Source organism: Acidimicrobiales bacterium (genome assembly GCA_036273495.1).
Lineage (GTDB): Bacteria > Actinomycetota > Acidimicrobiia > Acidimicrobiales > JAJPHE01 > DASSEU01.
Genome location: DASUHN010000289.1, coordinates 1 through 4,965, shown reverse-complemented (window position 1 = coordinate 4,965; position 4,965 = coordinate 1). Strand labels below are relative to the sequence as shown.

8 protein-coding genes are annotated in these 4,965 nt (G+C 72.9%); 5 read left to right on the top strand and 3 right to left on the bottom strand.

The window, feature by feature from the left end; all coding sequences use genetic code 11:
• Positions 1-577: nitronate monooxygenase (locus tag VFW24_12345; GenBank protein HEX5267553.1), on the bottom strand; the 577-nt coding region annotated here is incomplete at its 3' end.
• Positions 578-639: 62 nt separating this feature from the next.
• Here VFW24_12345 and VFW24_12340 point away from each other — a divergent pair.
• Positions 640-1,242: a TetR/AcrR family transcriptional regulator gene (locus tag VFW24_12340; GenBank protein HEX5267552.1), complete on the top strand. Its 603-nt coding sequence runs from the start codon at positions 640-642 to the stop codon at positions 1,240-1,242.
• Here VFW24_12340 and VFW24_12335 read toward each other — a convergent pair.
• Positions 1,239-1,646: a response regulator gene (locus VFW24_12335; protein ID HEX5267551.1), complete on the bottom strand. Its 408-nt coding sequence runs from the start codon at positions 1,644-1,646 to the stop codon at positions 1,239-1,241. The two genes, VFW24_12340 and VFW24_12335, sit on opposite strands and share 4 nt — an antisense overlap.
• Positions 1,647-1,725: 79 nt before the next feature.
• Here VFW24_12335 and VFW24_12330 point away from each other — a divergent pair, with 79 nt between their 5' ends.
• Positions 1,726-2,979 (top strand): FAD-dependent oxidoreductase, encoded by a 1,254-nt coding sequence (locus VFW24_12330; protein ID HEX5267550.1) that lies wholly within the window; start codon positions 1,726-1,728, stop codon positions 2,977-2,979.
• Here the strand turns inward: VFW24_12330 and VFW24_12325 are convergent.
• A complete protein-coding gene (locus VFW24_12325) occupies positions 2,976-3,779 on the bottom strand; it encodes an enoyl-CoA hydratase/isomerase family protein (GenBank protein ID HEX5267549.1) in 804 nt (267 codons plus the stop codon). The genes VFW24_12330 and VFW24_12325 overlap by 4 nt on opposite strands.
• A gap of 37 nt (positions 3,780-3,816) precedes the next feature.
• Between VFW24_12325 and VFW24_12320 the strand changes: the two genes are divergently transcribed.
• The 3 genes from VFW24_12320 to VFW24_12310 all read left to right on the top strand — a co-directional run.
• Positions 3,817-4,020 carry a hypothetical protein gene (locus VFW24_12320; GenBank protein HEX5267548.1) on the top strand — a complete coding sequence of 68 codons (204 nt, stop codon included), beginning with the start codon at positions 3,817-3,819 and terminating at the stop codon, positions 4,018-4,020.
• A gap of 51 nt (positions 4,021-4,071) precedes the next feature.
• Positions 4,072-4,764 (top strand): dienelactone hydrolase family protein, encoded by a 693-nt coding sequence (locus tag VFW24_12315; GenBank protein HEX5267547.1) that lies wholly within the window; start codon positions 4,072-4,074, stop codon positions 4,762-4,764.
• On the top strand, positions 4,646-4,965 hold a 320-nt coding region (locus tag VFW24_12310; protein ID HEX5267546.1), incomplete at its 3' end, for a sulfatase-like hydrolase/transferase. The genes VFW24_12315 and VFW24_12310, both read left to right, overlap by 119 nt.

Genomic DNA, 4,965 nt, shown 5'->3' with positions numbered 1-4,965 from the left:
CACTCCCCTGGGCCACGATCATGTCGACTCCGGCATTGAGCTGGCGCACGGCGTGCTCCCGGGCCCCGACCAGGGCCGCGACCGGCACACCCTCGCGCCGGGCCCGTTCCATCATCGACGCGGGTGGCGGTCCGAGGGCGTTGGCGATCAGCTTGATGGGATGGCCGAAGGCCACGTCCACGTGGCGGCGGGCCACGTCCTCGGCCCAGCCGATCACGCCACCGGGGTCCTGGCCCTCCGGCAGCGGGGGCAGCCCGAAGCGGTCCATCAGCTCCTCGACGTAGCGCTTGTGCTCCTCGGGGATCATCGAGCGGATCTGGCCGACCAGGTCCTCGGGGCTGCTCCCGTGGACGTCGACCGACTTCTGCGGCATCACCGTGTCGACCCCGTAGGGCCGGCCGTCGACGTGCTCGTCGATCCAGTCCAGCTCGATCTCCAGCTGTTCGGGGCTGAAGCCGACGGCGCCGAGCACGCCGAGCCCCCCGGCCTTGCTCACCGCCGCCACCACGTCCCGGGTGTGGGAGAAGGCGAAGATCGGATACTCGATCCCGAAGACATCGCAGAGAGGTGTACGCACGGTCCCTCCTACCTTACGTAGCGATCCCTATTTACGTAGCGATCGTGATCTAGACTAGCACCATGCCCCCGCGCACCCAGGAACAGCGCCGGGCCGAGACCCGCCGGCGCCTTCTCGACGCCGCCCGGGAGGTCGTGGCCGACCGGGGCGTGGCCGGAGCGTCGGTCGACGCCGTGGCCGGCGCCGCCGACCGCACGTCGGGGGCCCTGTATGACCACTTCGGGGACAAGGACGGGCTGATCTTCGCGCTGCTCGACGAATGGAAGGAGGGCACGGCCCGGGCCATCGTCGCCGACCTGTCCGCCACGTCCGACCACGACCAGCGCTGGGGGGCGGTGTGGCGGAACTTCGTGGAGCCGCCTCCGCCCGGCGGGGGGGAGTGGACCCTCCTCGAGCACGAGCTGTGGCTGCACGCCTGCCGGCAGGACGAGGTGCGGCCCCACGTGGCCGATCGCTACGCCGGCGTCCGGCGCAACCTGGCCGCCGCCCTCGAGTCGGGCGTCCTGGGCGGGCCGGGCGGGCGGCGCCCCGAGGAGGCGGAGGCGCTGGCCACGCTGATGATCGGGCTGATGGTGGGCCTGGAGATGCAGCGGCGCCTCGACCCCGACGCCGTCACCGCCGAAACGGCCGTTGCGGGCCTGCGGGCCCTGGCGGCCGGCGGCTAGCTCGGCGGTCGGGCCGGACCCAGGTCTCCCGAGGAGCTGCGGGCCCGGTGGTAGGTGAGGATGCCCTCGAGGGCGGTGGCCAGCTCGCTCGGGGCCTGGCCCTTCTCGACCAGCCCGTCGGGCCCGGCCGGATGGCCCACGTAGGGCGTGGTGTGCTCGCGCTCCACGGTGTGCAGCACGAGCGCCGAGCCCGGCGAGGCGTGGCGCAGCTTCGGCAGCAGCCGCAGCCCGTTCTCCCCCACCAGCACGTAGTCGATGAGGATGATGTCGGGTCGGAACTCGCTCGCGACCCGGCACGCCGCCTCCCCGTCGTCCGCCTCCTCGACCGCGTGGCCCAGGATCCCGAGGCCCACGCCGACCAGGTAGCGGTAGTCGGCTTCGTCGTCAACGACCAGAACTTTCATCGGACCTGCCGCCCAGCCCCCCGGTAGCTCCAATAAGTCGGGTCATCCTTCCACACTCCCCGCATGCCAGTCTCGTGACGTGCGAAACGGGGAGGTCTGGCGGGAGCCGGCCCGTGACCTGTCCGTGCTGGCCCGCCCGGACGTGCTGGTCCTGGGGGGCGGCAGTGCCGGCGTCGCCGCCGCCGTGGCCGCCGGTCGCCGCGGCGCCGACACCTGGCTGGTCGAGCGGTCCGGGTTCGTGGGCGGCCTGGCCACCGTCGGGCTGATCAACCTGCTGCTCACGATGGACGACGGTGCCGGCACGCAGGTGGTTGCGGGGCTGTGCCAGGAGGTCGTCGACCGTCTGGCGGCGCGGGGGCGCGCCGCATTCCCTCCTCCCGGGGAGTGGGACTCGGAGGATCCGGCGCTGGTGGCCCGCTGGAAGGAGGCGGGCCTGGTGTGGGGTGCCCCGGAGTCGGTGCGCTACTCGGTCGCCTTCGATCCCGAGGACTTCGTCGACGTGTGCTACGAGCTGCTCGAGGGGGCGGGGGTCCGGCTGCGGCTCCACACCGGGTTTGCCGCCACGCACACCGAAGGCGGACGGGTACGGGCCGTGGTGGTCGAGTCCAAACGGGGCCGCGAGGTGCTGATCCCCGAGGTCGTGGTCGACGCGACCGGTGACGCCGACGTGGCCGTGTCGTGCGGAGCGGAGTGCGAGCTGGTGCCGATCCCGCCCCACCTGTGGTTCCGCGTCGGAGGGGTGGCCGCCGACGCCGAGCTCGGTCCGCTGGCGTTCCGCACCCTGGACGCCGGCCGCCTGCTCGTGCCCTGGGGGCCGGGGCCCGACCGCGTCGACGCCACCGACCCCGACGACATGACCCGCGCCGAGGTGGCATGCCGGCGCGCCGCCCGGGCCACCTTCGACGCCCTGCGCCGGGACACCCCGGGGTGGTCGGAGGCGTGGCTCGACGACTACGCGCGCATGCTCGGCATCACCGAGAGCCGCCGCCTCGTCGGCGACCACGTGCTGGCCAAGGAGGACGCCGGCACACCGCTACCGGACGCGGTGGCGCGGACCGGTCACTGGACCCGGCGCCGGGTGTGGTTCGACATCCCCTACCGCAGCCTCAAGACCGCCGCCGTCGACAACCTGCTGGTGACGGGCCGGTGCATATCGACGACCCGCTACGTCCATCAGGCCACCAAGGAGATCCCCGCCGCCATGGCAACAGGGGAAGCGGCCGGTTCCGCCGCCGCTCTGGCGGCCCGCGCCGGGGTGGGAGTGCACGCCGTCGACGTGGCCGAGCTGCGCCGGGACCTGGCCGCTGCCGGCGCTCTCGTCGGAGGTGTCTAGCGGCCGGTCCAGCGGGGCGGGCGGCGCTCCGCTGCGGCCCTCCGTCCCTCGGCGGCGTCCTCGGTCTGGCCCGCCACCTTGCGCATGGTCTCGGCGAAGCGGATGGCCTCCGGCGAGGTCATGTGCCGGGTCCGGAACGCCATCTCCTTCATGGCCCGCTGGGCCAGGGGCGCCCCGGCCAGCAGGCGCCCGGCCAGCTCCCGGGCCTCGTCCATGAGCCGGTCGGGCGGGACCACCCGCCACGCCAGCCCGATCTCCCGGGCCCGGTGGGCGTCGATCGAGTCCCCGGTCAGCAGGAGGTCCATGGCGTCGGGCCACGCCAGCCGCTGGGGGAGGCGGATGGCGCCGACCATCGCGGGCGAGCCCAGCCGGGCCTCGGGGTACCCGAAGGTGGCGGTCTCGGACGCCAGCACGAAGTCGCACCACGTGACCAGGGTGAGCCCGTAGCCCAGGCAGGGACCGTTCACCGCGGCGATCACCGGCTTGAAGATCTCCCACCCGCTCTCGAAGGAGTTGATCGTCGGCTTCTCCCAGAAGGTGCCGGGGAACTCGCCTATGGCCCCGGCCCCGTCGCGCAGGTCGGCCCCGGCGCAGAAAGCCCGGCCGGCGCCGGTGACGATGGCCACCCAGGCGTCCTCCTCGTCGCGGAAGCGCGAGAAGGCGTCGTTCAGATCCTGGCGCAGCTGGCCGTTGACCGCGTTCAGCACCTCGGGGCGGTTGTAGGTGATGGTCGCCGCGTGGCCGTCGCGCTCGTAGAGGACCGTGCTCCCGCTGCTCGCGGTGCTCCCGGAACCGGCCATGATGACCGCAACGTACCCCTTGGTTACGCTGTGGTCCGTGCCGCGCTTCCGGCTCAAGTTCTCGGATGACGGCTCGGAGCTGGATGTCGACGCCGACGACTTCGACGACGACGGCCGGGAGATCACCCTCTACCGGTACGAGCCCTACGGGGGCGATCCTCTGGATCCGGGCACCCACAAGGAGGTCGTGGCGTCCTTCGACCGCGACTCGCTGGCCGGTCCCCCGTCCCCCGTGAGCTGAGGGCCCGCAGGCGAAGGAGTGGCGGCGGGTCCCCGGATAGCCTCGCCGGCCATGGGTGAGAACGTCGAGTTCGCGAGCAACGGCCAGCAGGCCGGCGGGTACCTGGCCCGGCCGGCGGGGGGCAGCGGCCCGGGTCTGATCGTCATCCAGGAGTGGTGGGGCCTCGACGCCAGCCTCAAGGAGATGGCCGACCGGCTGGCCGCCGGCGGCTTCGTGGCCCTGGCCCCGGACCTGTACCACGGCGAGGTCGCCGGCCACGACGAGATGGACAAGGCCGGCCAGCTGATGCAGAGCCTGCCGCCCGACCGGGCGGGGCGCGACATGAGCGGCGCCGTCGACTACCTGGCCGGCCGCGACGACGTGACCGGGGACGGCATCGGCGTCGTCGGGTTCTGCATGGGCGGGATGCTCACCCTCGTCCTCACCGCTCTACGGGGAGACAGGGTCAAAGCGGCGGTGCCCTTCTACGGCTTCCCGCAGGGGGACACCGAGCCGGACTGGTCGGGCCTCACCGCGTCGGTGCGCGGGCACATGGCGGAGAACGACGACTTCTTCTCCCCCGACGCGGCCCGCGCCCTCGAGTCCAAGCTGCGGGGGATGGGCAAGGACGTCGAGTTCACGGTCCATCCCGGGACCGGGCACGCCTTCATGGGACCCCACAACGCCCTCGGCACCCTCGACGAGGAGCTGGCGGGCAAGATATGGCCCGGAGTCCTCGACTTCCTGCACGAGAAGCTGGGCTGAGCCGCTGGCCCCGAACGTACTGGTCGTCCTGCTCGACGACACCGGCTTTGCCCAGCTCGGCTGTTTCGGATCGGACATCGCCACCCCGCACATCGACGCCCTGGCGGGCCGCGGCCTGCGTTACAACCGCTTCCACGTCACGGCCATGTGCTCCCCGACGCGGGCCAGCCTGCTCACCGGCCGCAACCACCACGCCGTGGG